Source organism: Pseudomonas sp. Root329 (genome assembly GCF_001424925.1).
Classification (GTDB): domain Bacteria; phylum Pseudomonadota; class Gammaproteobacteria; order Pseudomonadales; family Pseudomonadaceae; genus Aquipseudomonas; species Aquipseudomonas arabinosi.
In genome coordinates, this window is sequence record NZ_LMCV01000013.1 from 65,063 (window position 1) to 90,334 (window position 25,272).

Sequence of the window (25,272 nt, forward strand, 5' to 3'; positions counted from 1 at the left end):
TAGGTCTGACATGATCGACATCCGCCAATTGCGCTACTTCGTCGCCGTCGCCGAAGAAGAACACGTCGGTCGCGCCGCCGAACGCCTGCACATTTCCCAATCGCCCCTGAGCCGGCAGATCGCCCAACTCGAAGAGCGCCTGGGGCTGACCCTGTTCGAACGCAGCCAGCAACGCATTCGCCTGACCCGCGATGGCCAGACTTTCCTGGCCGAAACCCGTGCCCTGCTGACCCACGCCAATCGCCTGGAATCCCTGGGCAAGCGCCTCGGCCGTGGCGAAGAAGGCGGCTTGTGCATCGGCTACATCGAGAACGCCATGCACGCCGGCGTCCTGCCCAATGCCTTGCGGGTGCTGCGGGTCGACCGGCCGAACGTGCACGTCGCGCTGTACAACCTGAATTCCGCCGAACAACTCGAAGGCCTGCGTCAGCGTAGTCTGGATATCGCACTGGTCAGCGAACCGCCCGTCGCCGACGACCCGGACCTGTTGGGTTTCCAGGTGCTGGACGATCCGATGCTGCTGGCCCTGCCCGAACATCATCCTTTGGCGAACAACCCAACATTGACCCCGGCAGACCTCGCCGATCAGGAATGGATCGGCGTGCAACCCCGCCAGGACGCCGCCAGCCGAGACGACTTCGTCAGCGCCTGCATCCGCGCCGGTTTCACCCCAGACATTCGCATGGAAGCCACTGAACCGTTTACCGCGTTGGGATTGGTGGCATCGGGGCTGGGCATCGCAATGATCCAGAAAGGCCTGAGCCGCAACGCACCGCCGGGCGTGGTGCTGCGGGAAGTGCCGTGGATTTCCTTCACCACACCGCTGTGGGCCGCTTGGCACCGGATCAATTTGCGACCGCTGGTGGAGACGTTCAGGAAAGTGCTGACGGAACCGGGCCCCCATTGATCGTTCCCACGCTCCGCGTGGGAACGATCGGTTAACGATCGAACATCGTCGTTTATTTGCTCACTAGGGTTTGGTGCTTTACTGAAAAGATTCCGAAACCCAGCGAGAAGCCCGCATGAACCGCAACGACCTGCGCCGTGTCGACATGAACCTGCTGGTGATTTTCGAAACCCTGATGTTCGAAAAGAACCTGACCCGGGCCGGGGAGAAGCTGTTTCTCGGCCAGCCCGCCGTCAGTGCCTCATTGGCCAAGTTGCGCGACCTGTTCGATGACCCGCTGCTGGTGCGTAACGGTCGCGTGCTGGAGCCGACTCAGCGCGCGTTGGCGATCCTCAAGGAATTGCAGCCGGCGATGGACACCATCTCCGGCGCGGTCAGCCGGGCCAAGGATTTCGACCCGTCCACCAGCCGCGACGTGTTTCGCATCGGCCTGTCCGACGACGCCGAGTTCGGCCTGTTTCCGCCGCTGCTCAAGCAAATACGCGAAGAGGCGCAGAACGTTGTGGTGGTGGTGCGTCGGGTGAATTTCCTGCTGATGTCGTCGATGCTGGCCAGCGGGGAGATTTCCGTCGGGATCAGCTACACCACGGAGCTGCCGGCCAACGCCAAGCGCAAGAAGTTGCGTGACCTGAGCGTGAAGATCCTGCGCGGCGATGACCGGCCCGGCACCCTGACCCTGGATGAATACTGCGAACGCCCTCACGCGCTGGTGTCGTTTTCCGGGGATCTGACTGGGGCTATCGACAACGACCTCGCGCGTATCGGCCGCTCACGCCGGGTGGTGCTGGCGGTGCCGCAATTCGCCGGCCTGCGCGCCTTGCTGGCCGGCACCGATATGCTCGCCACGGTGCCGGACTACGCGGCGTGCGCGCTGATCGAAGGCAGCAGCCAGCTGCGGGCCGACGACCCGCCGTTTGACATCGTGCTGTCCGAACTGTCCATGGTCTGGAACGGGGTCAACGATAACGATCCGGCAGAACGTTGGTTGCGCTCGCGAATTTCCCAACACATGTCGGCGCCGCTGCCGGGGCATTAATCGATTGGAAAGATGCGGGATCGGTCTCACGCAGGTACACCGGCAGGTCAGTGACCGGTGGCATGACCGGAATCTCGAAATACATCTGGATCACCCAGCCGCGGTGATAACTGGCGTGATTGACCACATGCATCAGTATCGCGCCGGCGCTCATGATGCCGCTTTCCCCCGAGACAAAACTGAACTCGACGGGTTTATCCAGCGAGGCATCGGTCTGCCGTTCGCTCCAGTCGCAGTACCAGTGATCGATGTCCTTTTGCGCCAGGCGCAACTCGGCGAGGTCGGGATGCAGCAGATCGTGTGAAGTTTTAAAGCCGTGCCCTCGGCCTTCGAGGTGGGCCCGCCAGATGCAGTCCACCACGTAGATGTGGTTCAGGGTGCCGATCATGTTCTTGAACACCGACACGCGCTCTTTATTGACCTCACCCGGCGGCAGTGCGGCCAGGCTGTCAAAGAGGCGTTGATTGGCCCAGCGTTTGTAATCGGCAAGCATGCGGGCAGTGCGTACGTTAATCATCGCAGGTCTCCCATTGTGATGGGCGCACTGCCAAGCATAGCCCTCAGGGCGAGCGGCATTGCAAACGCTGATTACCGGTCACTTCGCGACCTGTGTAGCAGCTGCCGAGCAACGCGAGGCTGCGTTCGGCGGCGAAGCCGTCGTGAATCCTGTGCACGCGGTTTACCTGATTAACCGCAGAGTCTGAATTGGCGACGGCTTCGCCGCCGAACGCAGCCTCGCAGGCTCGGCAGCTGCTACACCGGTCGTGGTGTGGCTAATATCGTCGTCACCCGATCGGCCAGCGCCAGGCAACTGGTCAAGCCCGGTGATTCGATTCCGAACAGGTTCACCAGCCCAGGCACACCATGCTCGGCCGGACCACTGATGACAAAGTCGGCCGCCGGCTCGGTCGGCCCGGTGATTTTCGGGCGGATGCCACTGTAGGCGGGTTGCAGGCTGTTATCAGGCAATGCCGGCCAGTAGCGCCGGATCGCCTCGTAGAAGCCATCGGCTCGGCGTGGATCCACACGATAATCGACGTGATCGATCCATTCGACGTCCGGCCCGAAGCGCGCCTGACCGCCCAGATCGAGCGTCATGTGCACGCCCAGCCCCGCGCTTTCCGGGGCCGGATACACCAGATGCCGGAACGGTGCCCGGCCGTTGAAACTGAAATAGCTGCCCTTGCACAATCGTGCCTCGGGAACGTGTTGCGACGGCAGACCTTCAATCCGGCTCGCCACCTCAGGCGCGGACAGTCCGGCGCAATTGATCAACTCGCGGCAGCTCAAGGTCATCGGTTGGGCGCCGCCCATCTGCAGTTCGAAACCTTGCTCGGTGCAACGGGCCGACGCCAGCGGCGTATGAAAAACCAGCGACGTACCGCTGGCCTCGGCATCCGCCTGAAGCGCCAGCATCAAGGCATGGGAATCGACAATCCCGGTAGACGGCGACCAGAGCGCAGCGACGCAGGACACTGCCGGTTCAAGTTCCCGCGCCTGTTCGGCGTCCAGCCATTGCAGGTCATCGACGCCGTTGCTGCGACCCTGCGCCAACAACTTCTGCAAGGCCGCACACTGACCGTCATCCGTGGCCACGATCAGCTTACCCAGGCGCTGGTAATCGACGCCGCGCTCATCGCAAAAGGCGTAAAGGCGTTGCTTGCCCTCCACGCACACTTGCGCCTTGAGGCTGCCGCTCGGGTAGTAAATGCCGGCGTGGATCACTTCCGAATTGCGCGAACTGATGCCCACGCCAATGCCCTCGCCCGCCTCGACCAGGATCACTTCCCGCCCGCTGCGGGCCAGGGCTCTGGCGACCGCCAGCCCGACCACTCCGGCCCCGACCACCACGCATTCGATATCGACGCTCACCTGCCCTCCGCTCCTTTCACGCCAGCCCTCGTTCCCGATAATCGATCAGGCTGGAGAATATCGCCAGCAGCATGGCCATGACCACGAAGAAGATCAGGACCAGAAAGTACGACCCGATGACGAGGCAAGCGTGCAGCGATGCTGCCAAGGGAAGGCACAACCATATCCGTGTGTTCTCGATTCAAGGGCGTTGTTTTTCGTAGGAGCATGGCTTGCCCGCGATGGCGACCGGGTTGATGTGGGAAACAGACAGGAATGGGCAATACATTTGTTCTGGATTGTCACGAGTGATGCGAGTGCTGTAGGAGCAAGGCTTGCCCGCGATGAACGATGACGCGGCGTGTCAGGCCTGATGCCATCGCGAGCAAGCTTCGCTCCTACAGTGCCTGGCTGCTAGCCAGGCTTGTGGTTATCCAAAACCCGATTGACCGCTAACTCACCCAACATGATCACCCGTTGCAGCACCAGCACCGTTTGCCGTCGCGGGCCGTCCGTTACGTCGGCGAGATCGTTGACCATGGCGCTGGCTGATGCCAACGATTCACAGGCCTCGACGAGCAACGTTTCGTCATCCACCGCTGCATCGATGGTGAAAATGGTGCTGGGCTTGCGGGGCGGTATCTGCGTTTTCGACGCCCCGGGGTTGAGGTAGAAGCTGAGTGCGCGGTCGGCCGCCTCTTTCATTTTCTTGGGGTCAAGATCAATAAAGGCGTCGTAGGGTATCGGACCGGTATTCGGGGGGTTGGGCGTAACTTTGAACATAGATGAAGCTCCAACTTGCAATATTGAGGAGCCATCACCCTCGCTACCAAACGAAGGGTGGCGGCCATACGTGGGTTGGTAGACCGGTCGAAGTTGGGAAAACCCGGCGCTCACAATGGAGCCCCACGCATGACCACCATAAAAGCAGAGTCCCGAAAAGAGACTGCATCAGGTGTTGCCATGCGACTTCGTAGCGGGCTACCAAACCCGATCACTGTTTTTCAGTGACCGAGAAACGATATAGCCCGCCCCATTGCCGCACAAGCCGGCGGATTCTGGCGTACGCGTAGGCAACGACGCAAGGCGTTGTAGCCGCTTATGACGTAACACCGAGTGTCTTTAAACAGTCGTCGTTAAACATGTTTATGCACTGCGCCAGATCCGGCGCCATCGCGAGTAGGCTCACTCCCACAGGGGACCTGCGCCGGCCACAAATCCTGCGAACGGCACCAAACAAATGTGGGAGCGGGCTTGCTCGCGAAGGCGGTGTGTCAGGCGACAGTGTTTTTGACTGTGCCACCGCCTTCGCGAGCAAGCCCGCTCCCACAGGGGTCTGCGCCAACCACAAATCTTGCGGGGTTAGCCGTCGCGCCTTTATCTAGGGCTTGGCCATTGCGATGCGCCAGACCTTGTTCCCGACATCATCGGCCACCAACAAGGCTCCGCGCTGGTCAAGCGTGACGCCCACCGGGCGGCCTTGCGCTTCACCATCGGCATTGAGGAAATCAGTCAGGAAGTCCACCGGCAGCCCCGAGGGTTTGCCGTCGCTGAAGGGAATGAACACCACTTTGTAACCGGCCTGGGGGTTACGGTTCCAAGAGCCGTGCTCACCGACAAAAACGCCATTGGCGAAATTAGCGGGCATGCCTCGGGCATCAGAGAACGTCAGGCCTAACGGTGCAACGTGGGTACCGAGCGCGTAGTCCGGCGCGATGGCCTTGGCCACCTTGTCCGGACGCGGCGGCTCGACACGGGTGTCGACATGATCGCCGTAGTAGCTCCACGGCCAGCCGTAGAACGCACCGTCCTGCACCGACGTCAGGTAATCCGGCACAAGGTCGCTGCCGATTTCGTCGCGCTCGTTGACCACGGTCCACAACTGCGTCGAGCCCGGCTTCCAGGCCAAGCCGTTGGGGTTACGCAGGCCGCTGGCGAACAAGCGCTTGTCGCCGCTTGTGACGTCAACTTCCCAAATCGCCGCGCGCCCTTCTTCCGCATCGAGGCCGTTCTCGCCGACATTGCTGTTGGAACCTACCGTGACGTAAAGCTTGGTCCCCTCGGCGTTGGCGAGGACATTCTTGGTCCAGTGGTGATTAATGCCTGCGGGCAGATCGGTCACTTTCACCGGCGTCGCATTCACCTCGGTCTGACCCGCGTTGTACGGCACCTTGACCAGTGCATCGGCATTGGCAATAAACAAGTCATTGCCCACCAACGCCATGCCAAACGGCGAGGCGAGGCCCGTCATGAATACCTTCCGGACTTCCGCGTGGCCATCACCGTCGGCATCGCGCAACAAGGTAATGCGATTGGCGCTGGGTGCATCAGCGCCGATACGGCCCATCACAAAACCCATGACGGTGCGTTTTGCCCAGGCGATCGGGCCGGTGCCACCGTCAGTCGCGCCTTCCGGCATCGGCGGGTGGTTGCTCTCGGCAACCAGGACATCGCCATTGGGCAGCGTATACACCCAGCGCGGGTGATCGAGGTTTTCGGCCAGCGCGGTCACTTTGAAACCGGCGGGTGCCTTGGGCATGTCACTACCCGCCCAGCCGATCGCTTTGGACACTTTTAACGTAGGGATCAACGAGGTGGTGGGTTCAGGCAATTGCGGGGACGGACCGACGCTGGCCTGAGACGGCAATTTGGAAGACTCACCACACGCGGTGAGCAGCGCGGCAGTGGTCATCAAGAGCGCAAGTCGGTTGGACACATTCATTGTTCTAACCTCGCAACGGCCATCCATGGGCCAATTATTGGGCAGGCAAAATCCCGGCGAAGTATCGCGGCGCGGGTCCGTTTCAAACACCGCGTCTTTCGCAAATCAAATTTGCCTAAAACGCACGAATGCGCGCCTCCAAAGCCGGGCACTATCGCAAGCGCCTGTTTCAACCGGTCCTGAGCTCAAACGGGGTTCAACAACGCCTCTCGTAACAGCCTGGCTGCCGGCGAGTCCGGCACGCCTTTGCGCGACACCAGCTCATAAGGTTCGCTGCGCGAGGTGATGGGCAGCGGCAGCGTGGTGGTGAAACCGTAGCCGGAGCAGAACTTCGCCACGTCGGTCGACACCAACGCGACGAGGGTCGGGTTTTCCTGAAGTAACGACAGGGTGGCAAACGCCGACGTGGTTTCCAGCAGGTGCACCGGGAAACGCAGGTCAGCCTCGTGAAACTCGCGCTCCAGCAGCAAACGCATCGGCATGTTGGCCCGATAGACCACCCAGCGGTAATCCACGAGGTCCTTCAGCGACAGCTGCCGGGCATAGGCGAACGGATGCTGAGTGCTGGCGATCACCGCCAGGGTTTCTTCGACGAAGGTCGAGCTCTCATACAAGTAGGGCGTGGTGCTGATGGTCGTACGGCAGATCGCAAGGTCGAGGCGCCCGGCGTCAAGCTGGCTGAGCAGTGCGGCGCTGGTGTCTTCGACGATCTCGATGGACAGCTTCGGGTGATCGGCAATCACCCGGCTGATCGCGGTGGTCAGCAGCGGGACGGCGCCCATGATGGTGCCGACGGACACCCGTCCGCCCTCTCCGCTCATGATGCCGATGATCTCTTCGCGCAGATGGGCAAGGTCGGTCTGGATCAAGCGTGCGTACCGGATGACCGAGCGTCCGGCATCGTTCGGCTCAAGCCCGCGGTTAGTACGGGTGAACAGCGAGGTGCCGAAGGTGGTTTCAATTTCTTGCAGGGCTTTACTGGCGCCCGGCTGGGTCAGCGCGACCTGTTTGGCCGCGCCCAGCAAGGAGCCGTGTTCATCAAGGGCTATCAACAAGCGCAGTTGCTTGATGTGCAGGCGGGACATGATCGAATTGAGTGAGGGCGTCATCAGGGTTAACTAAAAGTTATAGAGGTATCGAAAGTTGTCAGTATCGAGGCTCGCCACGACGGCCCTATAGTCCACCCCACAACCAGGCAATGCAATGGGTTTGACCAGAGAGCGAAAGCCTTCCTGCCGCAGACCGATTGCAACAATAACAATCCTGTATAACTTGTGGTGAATCATGTCCCTCATCAATTACGTCACCAAGATCCAGTTCGGCTACGACAGCCTGCAGCATCTCGCAGCCGAAGCCGAGCGTGCGGGCATTACCCGGCCGCTGATTGTCACCGACATCGGCGTGCGCAATGCCGGCATCGTCGACAAGGTCATCACGGCCCTCGGCGCCAGCCTTCCCCCTTCGATTTTCGACGCCACCCCGTCCAACCCCAACGAACACGCCGTACGTGAAGCCGTCGCGCAATACCACCTCGACGAGTGCAACGGCATCATCGCGGTCGGCGGTGGTTCTTCCATCGACCTGGCCAAAGGCGTGGCTGTCTGCGCCACGCACGACGGTCCTCTGCACAGCTTTGCGGTGATCGAAGGCGGACTGGATCGCATCACCTCTGCCACCGCGCCGTTGATCGCCATTCCCACCACGGCGGGCACCGGCAGCGAAGTCGGCCGTGGCGCCATCCTGATCCTCGACGACGGTCGAAAGGTGGGCGTAATCTCACCTTATGTGGTGCCTCGCGTGGCCATCTGCGACCCGGAACTGACCCTGGGCCTGCCACCGATGCTGACCGCCGCCACCGGCATGGACGCGATCGCTCATTGCATCGAGACGTTCATGGCGCCGGCCTTCAACCCGGCGGCGGATGGCATCGCCCTCGACGGCCTGTGGCGTGCCTGGGAACACATCGAGCGCGCCACCGCCGAACCCGGTGATCGCGAAGCGCGGATGAACATGATGAGCGCGTCGATGCAGGGCGCACTCGCCTTTCAGAAGGGATTGGGCTGCGTGCACAGCCTGTCTCACGCCTTGGGCGGCATCAATCCGAAGCTGCACCACGGCACTTTGAACGCGATCTTTCTGCCAGCGGTCGTGGACTTCAACGCCAATGCTCCTACCGTTCGCGACGAACGCAAGCTCGAACGTCTGCGACATGCCATGGGCCTTGAGGCCGACGCCAATATCGGTACCGCCATCGAAGACATGACCCGACGCCTGGGCCTGCCGACCCGCCTGAGCGAAATAGGCGTCGACGAAAGCCTGTTCGCCGGCATCGTCGAAGGCGCGTTGCACGATCACAGCCACAAGACCAACCCCCGCGAAGCATCGTCCGCGGACTACCTGTCGATGCTCGCGCAGTCGTTGTAACTGTCGCAATCCAACAATAAAAAATGAGGAGGCAGCCGCGTCGTCGGTTGAACCGACGCCAGCGCAACAATCATGAAGCCCACCGTCCTTATCGACCGGCAAGACAGCCTTGCCACCGTCACCCTCAGCCACCCGGGGAAAATGAACGCCCTGACCTTGTCCATGTGGCAGGACCTGGGTGATGTCATGACCGAGTTGTCCGCCGACGCCAGCGTGCGCTGCGTCGTGTTGCGCGGTGCTGGCGAACAAGCCTTCGCCGCCGGCGCCGATGTCAGCGAGTTTCCGACCGTACGCGCCAACCTGGCACAAGCCCGTGAGTATGCCGAAGTCACCTCGGCGGCCATGCGCGCTGTCGCCGACTGCCCACACCCGGTGATCGCGATGATCCATGGCGTGTGTGTCGGCGGCGGCCTGGAAATCGCTGCGCTGTGCGACCTGCGTATCTGCGGCACCTCCAGTCGTTTCGGCGCACCGGTCGGCAAATTGGGGCTGGTCATGTCGTATGACGAAATGGCCGGTCTGGTGGCGCTGGCCGGACGCTCGACGACCCTGGAGATTCTCCTCGAGGGTCGCATTCTCGACGCCCATGACGCCTACGTAAAAAACCTTGTGACCCGCGTCGTACCTGATGCCGAGGTCGAGTCCGAAACCCTCGCTACCGCCAAGCGCATCGCCAATGGAGCGCCCCTCGTCGCCCGCTGGCATCGCCAGGCCGCACGCCAGCTTGAGGCCGGCGTTGCACCCACCGTCGAGCAGATTGACACGAGTTACTTCTGCTACGACACCGAAGATTTTCAGATCGGTCTGAACGCTTTCATCGAGAAAGCCAAGCCACAATTCAAGGGGAAATAACATGGGACCGCTGACAGGAATGCGCGTGGTAGAACTGGCTCACATCATGTCCGGCCCGGTGTGCGGAATGATGCTGGCCGACATGGGCGCTGACGTGGTGAAAGTCGAGAAAGTCCCGGGCGGTGATGATTCGCGCCGCTTCTCGCCGATCATGGCCAGCGGTGAATCGGCTTCGTTCATGGTGGTGAACCGCAACAAGCGCGGTATTGGCCTGAACCTGAAAACCGAGGGCGGGCGCGACGTGTTGCGCCGCCTGTTGATGGACGCCGATGTGGTCACGGAAAACTTCCGTGCCGGCACCATGGAGAAATTCGGCCTGGGCTATGAAACGCTGAAAACCCTCAATCCAGGGCTGATCTACTGCGCGATCTCCGGCTACGGCCGCAGTGGCCCGTTTGGCGAAAAAGGCGGCTTCGACCTGATCGCCCAGGGCATGAGCGGCATGATGAGCATGACCGGTGAAGCCGGGCGTGAACCGGTCAAGGCCGGCTCGCCAGTGGCCGACATCAACTCCGGCATTCTCGCCGCCCTCGGCATCTGCGCCGCCTACGCTGCCAAGCAGAAAACCGGCCTGGGGCAGATGGTCGATACCTCGTTGTTCGAAGCCGGTCTGCAACAGATGTACTGGCCGGCGGCGGCGTATTTCGCCGACGGCACCATCCTGCCAAAGATGGGTTCGGCCAACTCCACCAGCGCGCCGTATCAGGTGTTCCGCACCGCGGATGGCTGGATCAACATTGGTGCCGCCAACCAGGCCAACTACGAACGGCTGGTCGAGGCGCTCGCCGTGCCACAACTCGAAGCCGACCCACGCTTCGCCAGCAACGCGTTGCGCATGGAGCACCGCCTGGCCCTGGTGGAAATCCTCAACGAAGTCCTGGTCGCGCGCACCACCGATGAATGGATGGTGCTGTTCGACAGCCTCGGCCTGCCTGCCGGGCCGGTTCTCGATATCGCGGCGGCGCTGGCTCATCCGCAAACCGAAGCACGCGGCATGGTCGTCGAGACCCAACACCCGACCGAAGGCCGGGTACGTGGCATGGGCCTGCCGATTCATTTCTCCGACATGGACAACGCTGCGCCGCCGACCAGTCGGCATGCCCCGCTGCTCGGTGAACACACCCGCGAAGTGCTGAAAGAAAGCGGTTATGCGGAGGATGAAATCGACGAACTGATTCGAACCCAAGCCGTGGTGGCACTGGCATAACACAAAAAACTGTGGGAGCGGGCTTGCTCGCGAAGGCGGTGTATCAGCCAACGTAAATGTTGAATGTGAAGCCGCATTCGCGAGCAAGCCCGCTCCCACATGGAGCAGTGTCGATCCGCAGTTTTTTAGAACAACTACAAAAACAATAAGGTGAACATCATGAGCCGTATCTTGACCGAGGCCGTCAGCCGCCGATCATTTCTAGTGTCTGCCGGCGTCACCGTTGGCGGTGCATTCGCCGCCAACCTGCTGCCCTCCAGCGTCTTCGCCGCGACCAAACCCATTGTGTTGCGCTACACCAGCAGCCTGCCCGACACCCATCCGCTGAACATACAAATGAAGGCGGCTTCGCTGGCCATCAAGGCCGAAACCAACGGCGCCGTGGACCTGCAGGTGTACGCCAACGGCGCCATGGGCGGCGACACCGACATGCTGTCCCAGGTGCGTGCCGGGGCAATCGACTTCATTCCATTGCCAGGTGCGATTCTCTCCACGCTGGTGCCGGCCATGTCGATCGAAAGCATGCCGTTCGCATTCAAGGACTACGACAGTGTCTGGGCCGCGCTGGACGGCAAGCTGGGCGAATACGTACGCGCCAAGACCGAGAAGGTCGGCCTGATCCCGATGGAAAAAGTCTGGAACAACGGCTTCCGCCAGATCACCAGCTCGACGCGGCCGATCTACACGCCGCAAGACCTGGCCGGTTTCAAACTGCGTGTGCTGGTCAGCCCGCTGTGGACCTCCATGTTCAGCGCCCTGGGTGCCTCCCCTACCGGCATCAGCATCAACGAGACCTACTCGGCGTTGCAGACCAAAGTCGTCGACGGCCAGGAAAACCCGCTGGTAGTTGTCGAAGCCGCGCGCTTCTATGAAGTACAGAAATACTGCTCCATGACCGACCACATCTGGGGCGGTTTCTGGATCGTTGCCTCGGGCAAGACCTTTCCAAAACTGCCCGCAGATGTGCAGGAAATCGTCTCCCGGCAAATCAACGCCGCCGCGCTGATTCAGCGTCAACAGGTGATCGATCTCAACTCCAGCCTGGAGCCGTCCCTGACCGCCCATGGCATCACTTTCAACAAAGTCGACCGTTCATTGTTCAGGACTGATTTGCAGTCCAAAGGCTTCTACACCCAATGGAAAGAAAAGTACGGCGATGAAGCCTGGAGCTTGCTGGAGCAGTACGCGGGTCAACTGTCCTAAGCCGGAGACACGGTCATGAAAAACGAAATACCAATGACGGATGTTTCTCCCGCTGAAGGACTCAGCACCCGCCCCACCACGTTTCGTCTCGGTCGCGCTTTGGACACAGGGCTGCGCTGGCTGACCGAGGGCAGCGCGGCGTTGCTGGTGGTTATCGAAGTCACGCTGCTGTTTTGCAATGTGTTCTCGCGCTACGTGCTCAATCAACCCATCGTCTGGGGCGACGAATTGGCCTCGCTGCTGTTTCTCTGGCTGGCGATGCTCGGCTCAGTGGTGGCGATGCGTCGAGGCGAGCACATGCGGCTGACCTCGTTCATCGGGCGCCTGCCGCTGGAAAAACGCGCCTTTGTCGACACCTTGGGCGCCGTGATCGTCATCACGTTCATCGGGTTGCTGTTCACCCCGGCCTGGGAGTACGTCAGCGACGAGTGGATCATCACCACCGCCGCCCTTGAAATCCCCAACGCCTTTCGCGTGTCAGCCATCGCGGTCGGCCTGAGCCTGATGCTGATGACCTGTGTCGCGCGCCTGCTGACCAGCGCCCGGCTGATCGACTTCTCCGTGTCGGTGGCGATGCTGGCCTCCCTGGCCGCGTTGTTGTGGGTGGCTGAAGGCAGCCTGCTGCTGATGGGCAACTGGAACCTGGTCGTTTTCTTCATGATCGGCGTGATGGCCATGATCGTCATCGGCGTGCCGATCATGGTCGCATTCGGCCTGGCGACGGTGGCTTACCTGTCGACCATGACCAGCACGCCCTTGACCCTGGTGGTGGGCCGGATGGACGAAGGCATGGCGAGCCTGATCTTGCTGGCCATCCCGTTGTTTGTGTTTTTGGGAGCGTTGATCGAAGCCATGGGCATGGCCCGAGCGATGATCCGCTTCCTCTGCTCGTTGATCGGCCATGTACGTGGCGGCCTGTCTTATGTGCTGATCGGCGCCATCTACCTGATCTCCGGCATTTCCGGTTCCAAGGCTGCCGACATGGCCGCCATCGCGCCGGCGCTGTTTCCGGAAATGAAGAAACGTGGTGAGGATGAAAACGAACTGGTGGCGATGCTCAATGCCTCCGGGGCGATGTCGGAAACCATTCCGCCGAGCCTGGTATTGATCACCATCGGCTCGGTAACCGGCGTGTCGATTTCCGCCCTGTTCACCGGTGGTTTCATGCCGGCGGTGGTGGGTGCCATCGCCATGGCGGCAGTGATCTGGTGGAAAAACCGCAAAGGCGAGGCCTCCACCGGTAAACGCGCCTCAGGCAAGGAAATCGGTCACTCGCTGCTGGTCGCGTTACCGGCACTGGCCCTGCCCTTCGTGATCCGAACCGCGGTGGTTGAAGGGGTCGCGACCGCCACCGAAGTCGCCGCCATCGGCGTGGCCTACACCTTTGTCGTCGGGCTGCTGTGCTACCGCTGCTTTGACTGGCGCCGGCTGTATCCGATCCTGGTCAGCACCGCGTCGCTGTCCGGCGCGATCCTGATCATCATCGGCAGCGCCACCGCCATGGCCTGGGCATTGACCCAGTCGGGCTTCTCGCACCAGTTGGCGCAGGTGATGTCGACGGTGCCGGGTGGCGCGATGGGCTTCCTGATCATCTCCGCTGTGGCGTTCATCCTTCTGGGCAGTTTTCTGGAAGGCATCCCGGCCATCGTGCTGTTCGGGCCGCTGCTGTTTCCGATTGCCAAGGCCATGGGGATCAACGACGTGCATTACGCGATGGTCGCGATCTTCGCCATGGGCCTGGGTTTGTTCGCCCCGCCGTTTGGTGTGGGTTTCTACGCTGCCTGCGCCATCGCCAAGGTCGACCCCAGCGGCGCCATGCGCCGGGTCTGGCCGTATCTCGGCGCACTCGTTGTAGCCCTGGGCGTGCTGATCGCCGTGCCATGGATTTCCATCGGTTTCCTGCCCAACGCCTGAATCACTTTTTGACTGTCAGCACGTAAATACGAGGTTTCTCATGAATTTTTCCACACTCGAAGCCGGCACCGCCACCGAACGCCAACTGATCGTCGACAAGGAGCGCACCATCTCGTTTCTCGGCGAAGACTTGCGCATCTACGCCACGCCACGGTTGGTCGACGATATCGAACGGACTTGCCTTGATTACCTGCTCACCTTCCTCGACGAAGGCGAAAACACCGTCGGTGCGGCAGTCGATATCCGCCACGTCGGCGCCACGTTGCTGGGCATGTCGGTCAGCATCGTCGCCACGGTTACCCGGATCGAAGGTCGCAGCGTCACCTTCAACGTCGAAGTGCGCGATGACGTCGAGCTGGTGGCCACGGCGGCGCATACCCGGGTGGTGGTGAACGTCGCCAAACTGCGCAGCCGCGTTCAGGCCAAGGCCGAGGCCGCCGCCGCAGGGGAAGTCGAAGACAGCGTGCTCAGCCCTTCCCAATTCGCCGCGTCGCGCTGAGCAAGGGACCCCGTCATGATCACGCTGCACGAACGCAATGGTTTGCCCAACCTGGCAGCCGAGGATGCGCTACCGATTGTCGATGCTCACCACCACCTGTGGGACCTGGGCAACGGTCGTTATCCCTGGCTGCAGGACGACTATCACGAGGATTTTTTTCTCGGCGACTATCGCAGCCTTTGCCGTGATTTCTTGCCGGAAAACTATCTTGCCCTGACCGAAAGACAACGGTTGGTGGGAACGGTGCATGTCGAGGCCGAACGTGCTCGCGATGAGCAAGTCGCCGAGACACGCTGGCTGGAACAAGTGAATGCCCGTTACGGCTTCCCGAATGCCATCGTTGCCCACGCCTGGTTCGATCGTGAGGACAGCGCGGACATTCTCGCGACTCAGGCCGCCAGGCCGCTGGTGAAAGGCATACGCTCCAAACCGGTGACCTCGGCGTCACCGGACGTGTCGATTGCCGGGGCTCGCGGCACCATGCAAGACCCGAAATGGCTGGAAGGCTTTTCGCGGCTGGCTGATCACGATCTGTCGTGGGACCTGCGCGTGCCGCCGTGGCACCTGGTCGAGGCCGCCGAAGTGGCGGCGATGTTTCCGCAGATCCGGATCGCCCTCAACCACACCGGTTTCGCCTGGGATCGCAGCCCGCAAGGCATGACCCGCTGGCGCAAGGGCCTGGAAGCATTGGCCTTGCAACCCAACGTGCACATCAAGTTGTCGGAGTTCGGGCTGAAAGACTCGCCCTGGAACTACGACGACAACCGGATCGTGGTGCTGACCGCCTTGGAGATCTTCGGCCCCGAGCGTTGCATGTTCGCCAGCAACTTCCCGGTTGCCGGATTGCGCGCGTCCTACGACACGATTGCCGATGGCGTGGCCGCGATGCTCGCACCACTGGGGCGTGCCGTGCAGGAAGCGGTGTTCGCCGGCAATGCACAACGCTTTTATCGTCTGGAGGAACAGCATGGATAACCCATCCGTGATCGACTGGCGCGCGCGCTTTCTGGCCAGCGGCGAGGACGCGGACTTACCCATCGTCGACGCTCATCAACATTATTTCGATATCGAAAAGCATTACTACCCGTGGCTGAACGACCGCCCGTTGCGACCGTTTCGTTATGGCGATTACTCGTCGATCTGCCGCAACTTCCTGCCTGAAGACTATCGCCGGCTGACGGGCAACCATCGCATCGTGCAGACCGTCGTCATCGAGGGTGAATGGGACCCTGCGACGCCCGCCGATGAGGTGAGGTTTGTCGAATCACTGGCACAAAACGAACCGACCCTGGCAGCGATGGTGGCGCAGGCCTGGCTTGACCGTGAAGACGCATCGGACCTCTTGCGCCGCTACGGCGATCATCCGTTGGTGCGCGGCGTGCGCCACAAACCTGCGGTCACCACCCTTGAGGCATGGCGCGAAGATTTCGTCGCGCCAGGCTCCATGCGCGATCCCCGCTGGCGCGACGGCTACGCACAACTGGCTGAAAACGGCCTGCATTTCGAGTTGCAGGCGCCATGGTGGCATCTGGCGGAAGCGGCCGAGCTGGCCAGAGACTTTCCTGACGTGACCATCGTGGTCAATCACACGGCGCTGCCATCTGATCGTTCGGAAGAAGGGTTGGCCGGCTGGCGTGAAAACCTCGCGTTGCTGGCTCGGGAGCCGAACGTTGCCCTGAAGATTTCCGGCATTTGCATCCCCGGCCAGGCCTGGCCCGTCGAGTCGAACCGCGTGGTGGTGAACGACGCGATTTCGATTGTCGATGTCAGTCGCTGCGCGTTTGCCAGCAATTACCCGGTCGACGGCGTCGTGAACGGCATGAGCGAGATCTTCGACGGCTTCAAAACGATTGTCAGCGACCGCTCCCTGACGGATCGGCTCGCCCTGTTTCATGACAACGCCCGACGCATTTACCGGCTCACTTGACCCTCATTGAACAGCCCTTCAGGAGTTCCCATGTTTGAAGTTTCAGGCCACAACTACATCGCTGGCGCTCGTTCGGCAAAAGGTTCGAGCACCTTGCAAAGCCACGACGCCAGTACCGGCGAAGCACTGCCGTATCGCTTCCATCAGGCGACTGTAGATGAAGTGAATGCGGCCGCAGAAGCGGCGGCCACGGCCTACCCGATCTTTCGTAACCTTTCATCTGCCCGACGCGCTCAATTTTTGGAGGCTATTGCCACGGAACTTGAGGCGCTGGACGACTCGTTCATTGCCCTCGTGTGCCGGGAAACCGCCTTGCCCGCCGGCCGTATTCAAGGGGAGCGGGCACGTACCAGCGGCCAGATGCGTCTGTTCGCCACGATGCTGCGTCGCGGCGATTTCTACGGCGCCCGCATCGATCGTGCTTTGCCCGACCGTCAACCGCTGCCTCGCCCCGACCTGCGCCAGTACCGCACCGGTCTCGGTCCGGTTGCCGTGTTCGGTGCCAGCAACTTCCCGCTGGCCTTCTCGACTGCCGGCGGCGATACCGCCTCCGCCCTCGCAGCGGGCTGCCCGGTGGTGTTCAAGGCCCATAGCGGTCACATGGCAACCGCCGATTACGTCGCCGATGCGATCACTCGCGCGGCCAGAAAAACCGGAATGCCTGATGGCGTGTTCAACATGCTCTACGGCAGCGTCGGTGAAGCATTGGTCAAGCATCCGTCTATCCAGGCGGTGGGTTTCACTGGGTCATTGCGTGGCGGTCGAGCCTTGTGTGACATGGCAGCGGCACGGCCTCAACCGATCCCGGTGTTCGCCGAGATGAGCAGCATCAACCCGGTGTTGTTGATGCCCGAAGCACTGAAGGCGCGTGGTGACAAGATCGCTGCCGAGCTGAGCGCTTCCGTGGTGCTGGGCGCGGGTCAGTTCTGCACCAATCCCGGCTTGGTTTTGGGCATTCGTTCGCCAGAGTTCACGGCCTTCCTCGAACGCTTCACCGGTTTGATGGGCGAGCAATCCGCGCAAACGATGCTCAACGTCGGCGCGCTGAAAAGCTATTGCCACGGCCTGGAAAATCTTCACGCACACCCCGGCATGACGCACCTGGCCGGCGCCGCACAACAGGGCAATCAGGCGCAGCCGCAAGTGTTCAAGGCCGACGTCAGCCTGTTGATCAACGGTGATGAGTTGCTACAGGAAGAGGTCTTCGGCCCGACCACCCTCGTGGTGGAAGTCGCTGACCAGGCCGAGTTGCTCCAGGCACTGCACGGTTTGCGCGGTCAGTTGACCGCCACGCTGATCGTCGAAGATTCGGACCTCAATACCCTGAACGAAGTGCTGACCCTGCTGGAACAGAAAGTCGGGCGCGTGCTGTTTAATGGTTATCCGACCGGGGTGGAAGTCTGCGATGCCATGGTTCACGGCGGACCGTACCCGGCCACTTCGGATGCTCGCGGTACCTCGGTCGGAACGTTGGCGATTGATCGATTCCTGCGTCCCGTTTGTTATCAGAACTGCCCCGACAGCTTGTTGCCGGACGCGCTGAAGAACGCCAACCCGTTGAGCATTGCCCGACTGGTTGACGGTGTCAGTAGCCGTGATGCGCTGTAAGTCACCGAACTAAAACCCACCGTTAGTAACAACTCCGTCGCCTATCGAAAAATAGGCGCCGGACACGCTCGCCTCAAAAAACGCTGTAGCCCACAACAACAAAAACAGAGGAAGTCTCATGCACGTTCAACTTCACCCGAAACACCGCTTTTGCAAATTGATGCTGGCCGTGACCGCCGCCGTGATGATCAACACCGCAGGCGCTCAACTGGCCGTTGCCGAAACCGCTCCAGCCGCGACGACAGCCCCTATGCAATGTGTCACCGAAGCCACACCACGCTACACCAAAACCCCCACCGGTTATCTCATGGTGCTGCGCATGGGCGATAACGCCTTCAAGGAGCTGACCAAACTGGCCATCGCCGAGAAAATCCCCAGCGCGTCCATCAGCGGTATCGGCTTCGGTAACGTGAAGTTCGGTTTCTGGAACAAGGACAAAAAGGACTTCGACGCCAAGACCTTGAACAGTGTCGAGATGGCCAGCATCACCGGCTCCGTGGCGTGGAAGAACGACCAGCCTTCGATCCACATGCACGGTGTTGCCGGTGACGCCACCTTTCAAGCGTACGGCGGCCACATCCTCGACTTCGAAGTGACCACCGGCTCGATGGAAATCACCGTGATCGTCCACCAGCGTCGTCTGGAACGCGGGATTGATCCGTGCATCGGCGCCAACGTGTTGGGTATTTAAGCCAGGCGAATAACGCTCCCGCAGGCATCGAACGTTGCCGGCACCCGCTACTGCGGGAGCCACCCTCCCAAATTCAAACTACAAAAATAAAGGGGCGATTCAGATGAGTAACAAGAAAACGGTGGTGACGTTTGCATTGGGTGCCATTGCACTCAGCACCCAGGCGCACGCCGACTTCCTGAGTGACAGCAAAGCCACCCTGGGGATGAGAAATTTCTACTTCAACAACGACAACCGTGACGGCACGGCCGCGCCTTCGAAAACCGAAGAGTGGGCGCAGGGGTTCATGCTGGATTACAAGTCGGGTTACACCGATGGCACGGTTGGTTTTGGCGTCGACGCACTGGGTCTGATGGGGATTACGCTGGACAGCGGCAAGGGACGGCACGTCGGCAGCAGCATGATTCCTTCAGACAGCGACAACAGCGCCGTCGACGAATGGAGCCGGTTGGGGTTGACCGGCAAGGTCAAAGTCTCGAAAACCGAACTTCGCCTGGGCACGCTGATGCCGAAGCTGCCGATCCTGGTGTCCAACGACGGCCGCCTGCTGCCACAGACCTTCGAAGGTGGCCAGATCACGTCAGGCGAGTTCAAGGACTTGACCCTCACGGGAGGCCGAATCGAACACGCAACAGGCCGGGGCTCAAGCGATCAGACGGGGTTGGCCGCCACGGGTGGCACCCGCGAAAGCAACGCGTTCGACTTCGCCGGGGGCGACTGGAAAGTCACCAAGGACCTGACCGCCCAGTATTACTACGCCAACCTGGACGACTACTACACCCAGCAGTTTTTCGGCCTGATCCACACACTGGCGATCGCGGAAGGTCAATCGCTGAAAACCGACCTGCGCTACTTCAAGACCGATTCATCCGGTAAAAACAGCTCGGGCACTTCAGGCTACAAAATCAGCGGCTACACCCAAGGCAATGATGGCGAGATCGATAACCGAACCTGGAGCGCCGCGCTGATTTACACCTTGGGCGGCCATGCAGTCACGGCGGGCTACCAAAGCGTTTCGAGCGGCAGCAACTTCACGCAACTCAATCAGGGCGGGCTGGCCAACAAGGGTGCCGGCGGCTCCAGTCTTTACCTGTACACCGACCGTCTGATTCAAACCTTCACCCGTGCGGGCGAGCGCACAGCCTTCGGTCAATACGCCTATGACTTTGCCGCCATGGGGGTGCCCGGCCTGAAAGCGTCCGTCATGTACCTCAGCGGGGACGACATCAAGACGACTTCTGGCGATACCCAGAAGGAATGGGAGCGGGACATTGCGCTGGACTACGTGATTCAGTCCGGCACGCTGAAAGGTATCGGATTCGGATGGCGTAATGGCAAGTCCAACAGCGAGGCGGCGCGTGACCAGGATCAGAACCGCTTGATCGTGAGCTACAGCATTCCGTTGCTTTAGCAGAGCGGCCTAAAGGGATTGCGCGGCGGGGCTGAGCTTTTTCAGGTGCAGGCTTTGGACTGATAACGCTTCGGCAGGGAACTCCTGACGACCGCCACGCATCCTACAGATGAGGTACTTCCTTTTTTGCTTCACGCTTTCAGAGGACACCGTCATGCGCCGTCTGATTATCATCTCTTCCCTTTTGCTGTGTTTACCCTTCGGCTCCGCTATGGCCAAAGTGGATGCGGGCGATGTCGCCACGTCAGCCGGGGTTTCCGCATCGCTGTACTCGACCTTCAAGGACCACAAACTCATGATTCCTGCCCGGGATGACGCCTCCAGCTTCGTTGCCAGTGGCGGCGCGATTCGTGGTGTTTATCTGGAGTCGTACTTGAAGCAGATTCGTCAGGACAATCCCGGCCTCAACGCCAGCGACGAAGACCTGGCCAGAGCGATCCTCGTCCAGGAAGGCGTTGCTGCGGGCAAATAAAGGCTGAAAAAGTAGCGGTGGGGCTTGCAGCGCCCGAATAGCGTTTGCAGCCCTACCTTGCTTCAGCACCGGTGGATAATCGCGCCCAACCCGCCACCAGTTGCGCGCTGATGCTCACGCCACCGCACACCACAATCACCACATCATGGGCTTCGGCAATCGCCGGATGGTCCAGGTATCCAATCGCCAACGAAACGCCGCACGCCGGCTCGACCAACTGACGCAGGTCGTTGGCGTAACGCACCACGCCCATGATCGCCTCGTCATCGCTGAGCGCGACACATTCGTGTGGGAAATCGAGGATGTGCTGCACCGGCCAGGCGGCCACCAATGTAGCGCCGAGCGACTTGGCGACCGTATCGATCCGGGGGAATTTGACCGGATGTCCGGCACTGACAGCGGCAGTAAAAGACGCAGAACCCTGGGTTTCACACGCGATGATCCGGCAGTCCATGCGCCTGTGGCGGATCAATCCGGTGAGAATCCCCGCCAGCAAACCTCCACCCCCTACCGACATCACGATTGCATCGACCTGAGGGCAATCCTCGAGGATTTCATCGACCATCGTGCTGTGCCCTTCCCACAACACCGGGTGATCGAAGGCCGGCACGTATTCGGTGTCCGCGCCCTGTGCGAGTTCCTTGGCCCGTAGATTGGCTTCGTCCCAGACCTTGCCATGGACGATCACCTCGGCACCGGTTTTCCGGATTTTTGCGCGGGTGGTTTCCGGCGTGGTGTTCGGCACCACAATGCAGGCTTGCAATCCCAGTCTGGCGGCCGCCACGGCGGTGGCGAACCCGGCATTGCCGCCGGAAGGACAGATCACTTTGCGTTTACCTTGCGCCGCCGCCTGGCTGCACAAGAGCCCAATACCGCGAAGTTTGAATGAGCCGCTCGGTTGCAGGTTTTCCAGCTTGAGCCAGATTCGCCGGGACGGGGTCGACAGGTCTGGATGCAGAATCAAGGGCGTCCTGATGTGAAGCATGGCGAAGCTCCTTAAGGGTGAACAGTCCTACTCCAAGCTTAGTTCACCCTGCCCGGCGGCTACCGCTTCAGCGATAACGCGGTGCTGCCGTGGAATTGCCGAACAAGCCTGAAAGCGTCTGGCGCTGGGCTTCGTAGGTGTCCCACTGGTCGCCTTGGTGCAGGCCCGGAATGGTCACCACTTCGCCTTGCGCCAGGCCCGTCAACGCGGCGTCGACCATGTCCTGGGCAGACATCACGATCTCCTGCGGCAGGTTTTCCACCGGGTTGCCGGCCTCGCTCCAGAAGTCGGTGGCAGTAGCGCCGGGCAGCACGGCCTGGATCCGAATGCCTTTGTCGGCCAGCTCTCGGTGCATGGATTGGCTCAGGCCGAGGACAAACGCCTTGGTCCCGCCGTACACGCCGTTGAGAATTTCCGGGGCGATAGCAACGATCGAGGAAATGTTAATCACCGTCCCGGTGCCGCGAGCGACGAAGCCTGGCACTACCGCGTAAGCCAGGCGCATCAACGCGGTCACGTTGAGGGTGATCATGTCTTCCATGTCATCCACCGGGCTGCCGAGCAGCGGCATGACAGCGCCGACCCCGGCGTTGTTGATCAACAGGGTGATACTGGCGTCGGAGCGTAGAATTTCTTCGACCCGCCGCACGTCGGCCTTGTCTTTCAGATCAGCGGCGACCACCTCCACGGCGCGGCCGGTTTCGTTACTCAGGTGGCAGGCCAGGGCGTTCAGTTTCGCCTGGCTGCGGGCGACCAGAATCAGGTCGTAACCCTGCCGCGCGAGACGGTCGGCATACACCGCGCCGATTCCCGAAGAAGCGCCAGTGATAAGAGCGGTACCTTTGGATGAGAGGGCCATGTCGATTTCCTTCACAGTGAGGCGATAACGTCGCCGGGTGTGAATCGTTATAAAGGGTCTAACGCTCGTCTCAAATGACGTTTAAAGTACGTTTTTCGGACATGACCTTTTGAGGACATCTCGATGACTTCCGTGGCATTTGTAGTGTTTGAAGGGTTCCAGTCCATGGCGCTGGCGGCCATGCCGGTGTTCGAGTACGCCAACTTCAGCGCCGGCGAGGCGCTTTATGAGGTCAGCGTATTGTCTGAAGACGGCCGCACATTGCGCGCTTCCGGTGGGCTGAGCGTTGGCACCGAGGCCTTTGGTGAGCGGGTGTTCGACACGGTGATCGTGGTCGGCGGCGATGGCATTCTCGAGCAGGCACCCGAAGGCGTGCTGAACTACCTGCGCGCAAACGTTAAAACCGCACGGCGCACGGCGTCGATCTGCTCCGGGGCGTTCGTCCTGGCCCAGGCCGGTTTGCTCGACGGACGGCGCGCCACTACTCATTGGGCATATGCACGGGAGCTGCAAGTGCGGTTTCCATCGATCAAGGTCGAAGAAGACCGCATCTACGTCGTCGACGGATCGATCTGGACCTCCGCCGGGATGACCGCCGGCATCGACCTGGCGCTGGCCATGGTGGAAAAGGATCACGGCGCCGCACTGGCCCGTTCCGTGGCGCAGAAACTGGTGATGTACCACCGCCGCGCGGGCGGCCAGTCGCAGCATTCGGCGCTGCTGGAACTGGAAGCGAAATCCGACCGCATTCAAACCGTGCTCGGCTATGCGCGAGAACACCTCACCGAGACGTTGTCGGTGGAGCAACTGGCGGACGTCGCGCGCCTCAGCCCTCGGCAGTTCAGCCGGGCCTTCCGCGCGGAAACCGGTCAATCACCGGCCAAGGCCATCGAGAACCTGCGCCTGGAAACGGCACGGCAGATGCTGGAACGCGGGCGACTGACCCTCGATCAGATCGCTGAAGAGTCCGGCTTCAGCGACTGCCGCCGCATGCGCGAAGCCTTCCTTCGGGCGTTCGGGCAGCCGCCGCAGGTGATTCGGCGTAATGCCCGATCGGCGTAGGAGCTGCCGCAGGTTCGGGCCGCGTTCGGACGATCTTTTGATCTTGAGCGGTATTGAGGACGGCCAAAGATCAAAAGATCGCAGCCTTCGGCAGCTCCTACAATGAACGGTGTCAGGTCCGTTTTTGGAGGTGTAGATGAAAATCTCGGCCAAACTGGCGTTTTTCGCCGTTGTTTCCACCCTCGCCTACCTTGGGCTCGCGGTATGGGGGCTTGGCGGATTCTCGGCGTTTTTCTCTCATGCACCGCTGGTGGTCATTGTGTTTGCCACTTTGGTGATGGCCATCGCGTCCTTGTTCACTGAGGTCAACCTGAGTTCCGGCGAACGTGAAGACCGGGCCAATCGTTGGGTGCTGCCGGCGTTCGGGGTGATAGGTTTATTGAGCGGGTACTTGCCGGCCTATACCGACCGGATCGACTTCTGGACTTTTGGTGGCGAAGGTGTGCGCTGGCTCGGGGCGTTGCTGTTCATCATCGGCGGCACACTGCGGCTGTGGCCGGTGTTTGTGCTGGGCAAGCGTTTCAGTGGACTGGTGGCGATTCAGCCGGGCCACACGCTGGTCACCGACGGGATTTATCGCACCTTGCGCAACCCCAGTTATCTGGGGCTGATGATCACTGCAGTGGGCTGGGCACTGGTCTTTCGTTCCGGCGTTGGCCTGTTGCTGGCCGCGGTGACGCTGATCCCGCTGATCGCCCGCATTCACTCCGAAGAAGGGCTGTTACGGGCGCAATTCGGCGGCGAATACGAGGCTTATTGCGCCCGCAGTTGGCGGTTGATTCCCGGGGTTTACTGAAACAACACAACCCCAATGTGGGAGCGGGCTTGCTCGCGAAAGCGGTGTGTCATTCGCCATCGATGTGCCTGACACACCGCATTCGCGAGCAAGCCCGCTCCCACATTAGATTGCGTGTAGGCGGATTGGGCCGTCGGGATCCACTACAGCGGTCACCGACGTATATCTTGCCAGTGTCGCATGCGGAGTCTGGAGCGGATGATCGTGAGTCGCGGTCACCACGATCAGGCCCGCGCCCGCCGCCTCGGCCGCGAGAATACCCACGGTGGCGTCTTCGAAAATCAGGCAATCGGCCGGTTCAACACCCAAGCGCTTGGCCGCCAGTCGATAGCCTGCGGGATCGGGTTTTCCGGCGCTGACGTCTTCGGCAGTGACCATCACCAAAGGCTGCGGAATACCCGCCGCCGCCATCCGCCGCAGCGCCAATGCCTTCGGCGCCGAGGTGACGATCGCCCACTGGTTGACGGGCAGCGACTTCAGGAAATTCGCCGCGCCAGGCACCTCTATGATCCCCTCGACATCCTCGATTTCCGCCTCGGTGATGAACGCCGCTTCAGCCTCGGCATCCACCCCGGGCAACGCCAGACGATTGATGGTGTCGATGGCGCGAACGCCATGGATGGTGGGCAGGAAGGTGTCGACATCGACGCCGTGGCGCAAGGCCCAGGTAGCCCAGATCCGCTCGGCAGCGGCGATGGAATTGAGGACGGTGCCGTCCATATCGAACAGAAAAGCGCGGTACGGGGTGTTGAAGACAGATTCTTGAGCAGACAAGGGGGAGCTACCTCTCGCAAGTGCCAGGCGGGTTCGCCGAACAATGTAGCATTTGCGAGGAGCTGCCGAACG

25 protein-coding genes are annotated in these 25,272 nt (G+C 61.1%); 16 read left to right on the forward strand and 9 right to left on the reverse strand.

The features are described 5' to 3' along the window. Window positions 1-10: 10 nt before the first annotated feature. Window positions 11-907, forward strand: coding sequence for a LysR substrate-binding domain-containing protein (locus ASC74_RS13795; RefSeq protein ID WP_056741869.1), 897 nt, complete (start codon window positions 11-13; stop codon window positions 905-907). Between the two features lie 115 nt (window positions 908-1,022). Beyond that, the gene (locus tag ASC74_RS13800) at window positions 1,023-1,943 is read left to right on the forward strand and encodes a LysR substrate-binding domain-containing protein (RefSeq protein ID WP_056741870.1); all 921 of its coding nucleotides are present in this window, start codon (window positions 1,023-1,025) and stop codon (window positions 1,941-1,943) included. Here ASC74_RS13800 and ASC74_RS13805 read toward each other — a convergent pair. The 6 genes from ASC74_RS13805 to ASC74_RS13825 all read right to left on the reverse strand — a co-directional run bounded on the left by ASC74_RS13805 (window position 1,864) and on the right by ASC74_RS13825 (window position 7,625). Beyond that, window positions 1,864-2,460: a DinB family protein gene (locus ASC74_RS13805; protein ID WP_056741871.1), complete on the reverse strand. Its 597-nt coding sequence runs from the start codon at window positions 2,458-2,460 to the stop codon at window positions 1,864-1,866. The two genes, ASC74_RS13800 and ASC74_RS13805, sit on opposite strands and share 80 nt — an antisense overlap. 236 nt (window positions 2,461-2,696) lie before the next feature. Continuing rightward, entirely contained in the window at window positions 2,697-3,815 is a 1,119-nt protein-coding gene (locus ASC74_RS13810) for an NAD(P)/FAD-dependent oxidoreductase (RefSeq protein WP_056741872.1), read from the reverse strand. A gap of 16 nt (window positions 3,816-3,831) precedes the next feature. Beyond that, the gene (locus tag ASC74_RS32385; protein WP_269084619.1) at window positions 3,832-3,963 is read right to left on the reverse strand and encodes a hypothetical protein; all 132 of its coding nucleotides are present in this window, start codon (window positions 3,961-3,963) and stop codon (window positions 3,832-3,834) included. A 245-nt stretch (window positions 3,964-4,208) separates the two neighbouring features. Further along, window positions 4,209-4,577, reverse strand: a complete 369-nt coding sequence (locus ASC74_RS13815; protein ID WP_056741873.1) for a DUF6124 family protein — start codon at window positions 4,575-4,577, stop codon at window positions 4,209-4,211. A gap of 598 nt (window positions 4,578-5,175) precedes the next feature. Beyond that, complete coding sequence (locus tag ASC74_RS13820; protein WP_056741874.1) at window positions 5,176-6,516, reverse strand: PQQ-dependent sugar dehydrogenase; 1,341 nt, start codon at window positions 6,514-6,516, stop codon at window positions 5,176-5,178. Between the two features lie 185 nt (window positions 6,517-6,701). Beyond that, the gene (locus ASC74_RS13825; protein ID WP_056741875.1) at window positions 6,702-7,625 is read right to left on the reverse strand and encodes a LysR family transcriptional regulator; all 924 of its coding nucleotides are present in this window, start codon (window positions 7,623-7,625) and stop codon (window positions 6,702-6,704) included. A 175-nt stretch (window positions 7,626-7,800) separates the two neighbouring features. Between ASC74_RS13825 and ASC74_RS13830 the strand changes: the two genes are divergently transcribed. The 12 genes from ASC74_RS13830 to ASC74_RS13885 all read left to right on the forward strand — a co-directional run bounded on the left by ASC74_RS13830 (window position 7,801) and on the right by ASC74_RS13885 (window position 20,724). Next, entirely contained in the window at window positions 7,801-8,940 is a 1,140-nt protein-coding gene (locus ASC74_RS13830; RefSeq protein ID WP_056741876.1) for an iron-containing alcohol dehydrogenase, read from the forward strand. A gap of 72 nt (window positions 8,941-9,012) precedes the next feature. Further along, window positions 9,013-9,792, forward strand: a complete 780-nt coding sequence (locus ASC74_RS13835) for an enoyl-CoA hydratase-related protein (RefSeq protein WP_056741877.1) — start codon at window positions 9,013-9,015, stop codon at window positions 9,790-9,792. A gap of 1 nt (window position 9,793) precedes the next feature. After that, complete coding sequence (locus tag ASC74_RS13840; protein WP_056741878.1) at window positions 9,794-10,999, forward strand: CaiB/BaiF CoA transferase family protein; 1,206 nt, start codon at window positions 9,794-9,796, stop codon at window positions 10,997-10,999. A gap of 159 nt (window positions 11,000-11,158) precedes the next feature. Continuing rightward, a complete protein-coding gene (locus ASC74_RS13845) occupies window positions 11,159-12,202 on the forward strand; it encodes a TRAP transporter substrate-binding protein (RefSeq protein ID WP_056741879.1) in 1,044 nt (347 codons plus the stop codon). A 15-nt stretch (window positions 12,203-12,217) separates the two neighbouring features. Beyond that, window positions 12,218-14,116 (forward strand): TRAP transporter large permease, encoded by a 1,899-nt coding sequence (locus tag ASC74_RS13850; protein ID WP_056741880.1) that lies wholly within the window; start codon window positions 12,218-12,220, stop codon window positions 14,114-14,116. A gap of 40 nt (window positions 14,117-14,156) precedes the next feature. Then, window positions 14,157-14,615: a thioesterase family protein gene (locus ASC74_RS13855; RefSeq protein WP_056741881.1), complete on the forward strand. Its 459-nt coding sequence runs from the start codon at window positions 14,157-14,159 to the stop codon at window positions 14,613-14,615. A 15-nt stretch (window positions 14,616-14,630) separates the two neighbouring features. Then, on the forward strand, window positions 14,631-15,590 hold the full coding sequence (locus ASC74_RS13860; RefSeq protein WP_056741882.1) for an amidohydrolase family protein: 960 nt from the start codon (window positions 14,631-14,633) through the stop codon (window positions 15,588-15,590). Beyond that, window positions 15,583-16,542 carry an amidohydrolase family protein gene (locus tag ASC74_RS13865; RefSeq protein ID WP_056741883.1) on the forward strand — a complete coding sequence of 320 codons (960 nt, stop codon included), beginning with the start codon at window positions 15,583-15,585 and terminating at the stop codon, window positions 16,540-16,542. Before ASC74_RS13860 ends, ASC74_RS13865 begins: the two co-directional genes overlap by 8 nt. A gap of 30 nt (window positions 16,543-16,572) precedes the next feature. Beyond that, window positions 16,573-18,150 carry an aldehyde dehydrogenase (NADP(+)) gene (locus tag ASC74_RS13870; RefSeq protein WP_056741884.1) on the forward strand — a complete coding sequence of 526 codons (1,578 nt, stop codon included), beginning with the start codon at window positions 16,573-16,575 and terminating at the stop codon, window positions 18,148-18,150. Between the two features lie 118 nt (window positions 18,151-18,268). Beyond that, complete coding sequence (locus ASC74_RS13875) at window positions 18,269-18,841, forward strand: PPC domain-containing DNA-binding protein (protein ID WP_056741885.1); 573 nt, start codon at window positions 18,269-18,271, stop codon at window positions 18,839-18,841. Window positions 18,842-18,944: 103 nt separating this feature from the next. After that, entirely contained in the window at window positions 18,945-20,252 is a 1,308-nt protein-coding gene (locus ASC74_RS13880) for an OprD family porin (protein WP_056741886.1), read from the forward strand. A gap of 154 nt (window positions 20,253-20,406) precedes the next feature. Beyond that, a complete protein-coding gene (locus ASC74_RS13885) occupies window positions 20,407-20,724 on the forward strand; it encodes a DUF2388 domain-containing protein (RefSeq protein ID WP_056741887.1) in 318 nt (105 codons plus the stop codon). 52 nt (window positions 20,725-20,776) lie between these two features. Here the strand turns inward: ASC74_RS13885 and ASC74_RS13890 are convergent, their stop codons facing one another. Together ASC74_RS13890 and ASC74_RS13895 are read right to left on the reverse strand one after the other, a co-directional pair. Beyond that, window positions 20,777-21,709 (reverse strand): pyridoxal-phosphate dependent enzyme, encoded by a 933-nt coding sequence (locus ASC74_RS13890; RefSeq protein WP_056741888.1) that lies wholly within the window; start codon window positions 21,707-21,709, stop codon window positions 20,777-20,779. Between the two features lie 67 nt (window positions 21,710-21,776). Beyond that, window positions 21,777-22,568, reverse strand: a complete 792-nt coding sequence (locus tag ASC74_RS13895; RefSeq protein WP_056741889.1) for an SDR family NAD(P)-dependent oxidoreductase — start codon at window positions 22,566-22,568, stop codon at window positions 21,777-21,779. Window positions 22,569-22,691: 123 nt separating this feature from the next. On the opposite strand from ASC74_RS13895, the gene ASC74_RS13900 reads away from it, so the two are divergent. Together ASC74_RS13900 and ASC74_RS13905 are read left to right on the forward strand one after the other, a co-directional pair. Beyond that, a complete protein-coding gene (locus ASC74_RS13900; protein WP_056741890.1) occupies window positions 22,692-23,630 on the forward strand; it encodes a GlxA family transcriptional regulator in 939 nt (312 codons plus the stop codon). A 136-nt stretch (window positions 23,631-23,766) separates the two neighbouring features. After that, entirely contained in the window at window positions 23,767-24,426 is a 660-nt protein-coding gene (locus tag ASC74_RS13905) for a methyltransferase family protein (protein ID WP_056741891.1), read from the forward strand. 105 nt (window positions 24,427-24,531) lie between these two features. Here the strand turns inward: ASC74_RS13905 and ASC74_RS13910 are convergent, their stop codons facing one another. Next, window positions 24,532-25,200, reverse strand: a complete 669-nt coding sequence (locus tag ASC74_RS13910) for an HAD-IA family hydrolase (protein WP_056741892.1) — start codon at window positions 25,198-25,200, stop codon at window positions 24,532-24,534. Window positions 25,201-25,272: the final 72 nt, after the last annotated feature.

Excerpts from the sequence above, each read along its gene's own strand:
- ASC74_RS13795 (WP_056741869.1), top strand. The coding sequence starts at position 11 with ATGATCGACATCCGCCAATTGCGCTACTTCGTCGCCGTCGCCGAAGAA.
- ASC74_RS13800 (WP_056741870.1), top strand. The coding sequence starts at position 1,023 with ATGAACCGCAACGACCTGCGCCGTGTCGACATGAACCTGCTGGTGATT.
- ASC74_RS13805 (WP_056741871.1), bottom strand. The coding sequence starts at position 2,460 with ATGATTAACGTACGCACTGCCCGCATGCTTGCCGATTACAAACGCTGG.
- ASC74_RS13815 (WP_056741873.1), bottom strand. The coding sequence starts at position 4,577 with ATGTTCAAAGTTACGCCCAACCCCCCGAATACCGGTCCGATACCCTAC.
- ASC74_RS13820 (WP_056741874.1), bottom strand. The coding sequence starts at position 6,516 with ATGAATGTGTCCAACCGACTTGCGCTCTTGATGACCACTGCCGCGCTG.
- ASC74_RS13825 (WP_056741875.1), bottom strand. The coding sequence starts at position 7,625 with ATGACGCCCTCACTCAATTCGATCATGTCCCGCCTGCACATCAAGCAA.
- ASC74_RS13830 (WP_056741876.1), top strand. The coding sequence starts at position 7,801 with ATGTCCCTCATCAATTACGTCACCAAGATCCAGTTCGGCTACGACAGC.
- ASC74_RS13835 (WP_056741877.1), top strand. The coding sequence starts at position 9,013 with ATGAAGCCCACCGTCCTTATCGACCGGCAAGACAGCCTTGCCACCGTC.
- ASC74_RS13840 (WP_056741878.1), top strand. The coding sequence starts at position 9,794 with ATGGGACCGCTGACAGGAATGCGCGTGGTAGAACTGGCTCACATCATG.
- ASC74_RS13845 (WP_056741879.1), top strand. The coding sequence starts at position 11,159 with ATGAGCCGTATCTTGACCGAGGCCGTCAGCCGCCGATCATTTCTAGTG.
- ASC74_RS13850 (WP_056741880.1), top strand. The coding sequence starts at position 12,218 with ATGAAAAACGAAATACCAATGACGGATGTTTCTCCCGCTGAAGGACTC.
- ASC74_RS13855 (WP_056741881.1), top strand. The coding sequence starts at position 14,157 with ATGAATTTTTCCACACTCGAAGCCGGCACCGCCACCGAACGCCAACTG.
- ASC74_RS13860 (WP_056741882.1), top strand. The coding sequence starts at position 14,631 with ATGATCACGCTGCACGAACGCAATGGTTTGCCCAACCTGGCAGCCGAG.
- ASC74_RS13865 (WP_056741883.1), top strand. The coding sequence starts at position 15,583 with ATGGATAACCCATCCGTGATCGACTGGCGCGCGCGCTTTCTGGCCAGC.
- ASC74_RS13870 (WP_056741884.1), top strand. The coding sequence starts at position 16,573 with ATGTTTGAAGTTTCAGGCCACAACTACATCGCTGGCGCTCGTTCGGCA.
- ASC74_RS13875 (WP_056741885.1), top strand. The coding sequence starts at position 18,269 with ATGCACGTTCAACTTCACCCGAAACACCGCTTTTGCAAATTGATGCTG.
- ASC74_RS13880 (WP_056741886.1), top strand. The coding sequence starts at position 18,945 with ATGAGTAACAAGAAAACGGTGGTGACGTTTGCATTGGGTGCCATTGCA.
- ASC74_RS13885 (WP_056741887.1), top strand. The coding sequence starts at position 20,407 with ATGCGCCGTCTGATTATCATCTCTTCCCTTTTGCTGTGTTTACCCTTC.
- ASC74_RS13890 (WP_056741888.1), bottom strand. The coding sequence starts at position 21,709 with ATGCTTCACATCAGGACGCCCTTGATTCTGCATCCAGACCTGTCGACC.
- ASC74_RS13895 (WP_056741889.1), bottom strand. The coding sequence starts at position 22,568 with ATGGCCCTCTCATCCAAAGGTACCGCTCTTATCACTGGCGCTTCTTCG.
- ASC74_RS13900 (WP_056741890.1), top strand. The coding sequence starts at position 22,692 with ATGACTTCCGTGGCATTTGTAGTGTTTGAAGGGTTCCAGTCCATGGCG.
- ASC74_RS13905 (WP_056741891.1), top strand. The coding sequence starts at position 23,767 with ATGAAAATCTCGGCCAAACTGGCGTTTTTCGCCGTTGTTTCCACCCTC.